General features: G+C 38.5%; 1 protein-coding gene and 3 pseudogenes. 2 read left to right on the top strand and 2 right to left on the bottom strand.

Translation table 11 applies throughout. The features are described from left to right. Positions 1-140, bottom strand: a pseudogene (locus tag C3420_RS16570) (IS5/IS1182 family transposase); the annotation flags it as partial. A 51-nt stretch (positions 141-191) separates the two neighbouring features. Between C3420_RS16570 and C3420_RS16565 the strand changes: the two are divergent. Both C3420_RS16565 and C3420_RS16560 read left to right on the top strand, forming a co-directional pair. After that, positions 192-1022: pseudogene (locus C3420_RS16565) on the top strand (DUF3387 domain-containing protein); the annotation flags it as partial. A 113-nt stretch (positions 1023-1135) separates the two neighbouring features. Next, positions 1136-2902: an ATP-dependent nuclease gene (locus tag C3420_RS16560; protein ID WP_002115233.1), complete on the top strand. Its 1767-nt coding sequence runs from the start codon at positions 1136-1138 to the stop codon at positions 2900-2902. Here the strand turns inward: C3420_RS16560 and C3420_RS16555 are convergent. Next, positions 2881-2988: pseudogene (locus C3420_RS16555) on the bottom strand (transposase); the annotation flags it as partial. The gene C3420_RS16560 and the pseudogene C3420_RS16555 overlap by 22 nt on opposite strands. Positions 2989-3259 lie beyond the last annotated feature (271 nt).

Raw genomic sequence — 3259 nt, 5'->3', positions numbered from 1 at the left:
CGCCCTTGTTTGCCTTTTGATGGCGCATACCATTGCGTAGCAGGATCAAACCAAATGGCAATATTTCCGCGACTCATGAGTGCTCGGTTATATGCGGGCCAATTGGTTGTGCGGTAGATTTTGTGTGTAGGCTTCTTCATTTGAAAATTATATCGCTGAAAAACCCTTTACAGATAGGTTTGTGCAACAAAGCCTTAAAGGATGGTAAAAAGCGTTTTCTTGATTTAGTTCTGGCAATCAATAAAGCCTTCTCTTTATGCAGCACCTTGGATGAAGCGAAGAACCTGCACAAAGAAATTGCCTTTTACTCAGCCATTAAAGCGGTCATTAGCAAGCATACCTCTGTAGATCGTAAACTGTCGCAAGCGGAAAAGGACAGTACGCTAAAACAGATTCTGGACAATGCTGTCATTGCTGATGGCGTAACAGATGTCTTTGCAATGTGTGGTTTGGATAAACCTAATATTGGCTTGCTTTCAGATGAGTTCTTGGAAGATGTACGGCAGATGCCATACCGTAACTTGGCAGTTGAACTTCTGGAAAAGTTACTCAATGATGGCATTAAGGCAAAGACGCGAAACAATGTGGTACAGGAAAAACGCTTCTCTGACCGTTTGCAGGAAACCTTGAGGAAATACAATAACCGAGCGATTGAAACTTCTCAGGTCATTGAAGAACTCATTCAAATGGCAAAAGAATTTCAGGCAGAGATGCAGCGTGAAGCTGCACTTGGTTTGAATCCTGATGAAATCGCTTTCTATGATGCTTTGGCAAACAATGAAAGTGCTGTCAGAGAGCTTGGAGACGATACGCTGAAACAGATCGCACGAGAGATTACAGAGAAGCTTAGGAAGTCAACGACAGTGGATTGGCAGGTTAGGGATAGTGTGCGTGCTCAGCTGAAAATATTAGTACGTCGTACTTTGCAGCGATGGAAATACCCGCCTGATAAAGCGGCTGAAGCGATTGAGCTTGTGATGAAGCAAGCTGAGCAGTTGTCGAATGCGTGGACGACTAGCTAAAAAATCATTTATAAAGAACGTAATGTACACAAAATAATTTACATGCTCTTCTTGGGCGAAACCTTTGAAAAAATAGATAAAGTTACAATAACCAATGTATTTTGGGGGGAACAATGCGTATCGAAAAAGTTAGAGTTGAGGGGTATAGACTTCTTGAAGATATTGAGATTGTATTAGAAAAGAATTCAACTGTGATTGTAGGGCGAAATAATAGCGGAAAAACATCTTTTACTAGCATATTTGATTGTTTTTGTGGTGAGTCAGGAGCCCGTTTTAGGTTGGAAGATTTTTCTAGTTTGTCTCGTGAGAAGTTTTTAAATGCAAGAAAATTGAAAGAAGAGGGGGCAAGTCCAGAGCAGATATATAATACACTGCCTATAATCACTCTTTCTTTGACATTTCGATACGATAGTGATGCCCCGACTTTAGGGCCTCTTTCACCATTTATCATTGATTTAGATATGGACTCTACAACAGCGATTGCTTGTATTGAATATAGGCCTGTCTTAGCAAAAATGCATTTGTTGTTTGATATACCTCAACCACCAGTAGGTATGGAACCTCAAATACATTTTTTTAAGTGTTTACGTAATAACTTATCAAAAATTTACGAAGTGCATGTTAGTGCAATAGATCCGACGGATAAGTCTAATAAGAGAAATTTCGAGGATACTTCAGCATTCGCAGCATTATTACAATGTAACTTTGTTCAAGCACAAAGAACTCTTGATAAGACAAAGCTTGGTGAGGCTGATGTTATCGGAAAATTACTTAGTGAATTGTTTAAAACAGCTGCTGCACCAACGGCTACAGAATCTGATCAAGAGTTAGCTGCGAAATTAAAGAAATCTGTTGAAGATATTGAGCTTAATGTTCAAAGTGATTTTGACAAAATGCTCAAAAAGTTATTACCTGTTATGGGGGTGATGGGTTTTCCAAGTCTTAATGATACTGAATTAAGGCCTGAAACTTCATTAAATGTAGAGGCACTTTTGTCTGGGCATACAAAAGTTGTTTATAGTGGTACAGATGGTGTGCATTTACCTGAGGGATATAATGGTCTTGGTACGCGAAATTTAATCTATATGCTGCTACAACTTGAAAGCTATCACAAAATTTACCGATCTCAAATTACTCGCCCTTCAGCCCATTTGATATTCATTGAAGAACCTGAAGCTCATTTGCATCCACAGATGCAGGAAGTTTTTATTAATCAATTAAATGTTGCTATTCAAAAGCTTTCGAGTGCCTATCCAGCAGAAGACGTTTGGAATGTTCAGTTTATTATTACTACACATTCTTCTCATGTTGCTAATGCGGCATGTTTTGATGCAGTAAGATATTTCTATAACCAAAAAGATGCAGTGAAAAGTATTAGAAATACTAAAGTTAAAGATTTTAAAAAGGGTATGCAAACAATATCTGTTACTGATAAAGAGTTCTTGCATAAATACATGACTCTGACTAAGTGTGATCTTTATTTTGCAGATAAAGTGATTATGGTTGAGGGGACAACTGAACGGTTATTAATGCCTCGCCTCAGAGAATTAGTTGATAAATCCTTACCAGAACATCAAAAATTAGCAAGCCAGTATGTAACTTGTATTGAAGCTGGAGGAGCTCATGCTCATCTTTTTTATCCACTCCTCGACTTTCTTGAACTTAAGACTTTGGTAGTTACTGATTTAGATTCAATCAAAAAGGTGGAAAAAGAAAATAATAAAAAAAAGAAAATTAACGTATGGGAAAAATGCCCAGTAGCGGAAGGTACGCGAACCTGTAATACCGCAATAAGATATTGGTTTGCTCCTAAGGATATTAAAAAGATAGAGGATTTTCATTTATCCCCAGTAGAACTTTCAGGCAAATCTCGCCACTGAATGCCTGTGCGCATACGATAAAGTATGCCTTCCAGTGTATTTCGGTGTTCATATTTATTGTAAACACGCCCTGTCTCTTTAAGTATTTGCTTTAGGGCTTCCTAGGCGTTATCTGTTAGCATTGTCCTTGGCATAGCAACGTCCGTTCTCGGTGGTATTTTTGATTTTTGGCGAAACCATTATACCTTGTTGCTATGCCGTTCATTTTTCACTCAAAGATCAACAGCCTCGTAAGCATCCGGCTAACACAGCCTTACCAAGCGATCCTATAAGCCTTAATTTAGTTCCCACCTAAAAACAAGTGGGGACTTAATCCATGAACATGGATATATATTCAGCAACACCTCCTGTTGCTAA

Source organism: Acinetobacter sp. ACNIH3 (assembly GCF_002918965.1).
GTDB lineage: Bacteria > Pseudomonadota > Gammaproteobacteria > Pseudomonadales > Moraxellaceae > Acinetobacter > Acinetobacter schindleri.
The sequence above is the reverse complement of the archived record's forward strand: the minus strand, read 5'-3'. Positions and strand labels throughout refer to the sequence as shown.

What these genes read in the sequence shown, in the direction of transcription:
- C3420_RS16560 (WP_002115233.1), top strand. Translation starts at nt 1,136, where the DNA reads ATGCGTATCGAAAAAGTTAGAGTTGAGGGGTATAGACTTCTTGAAGAT.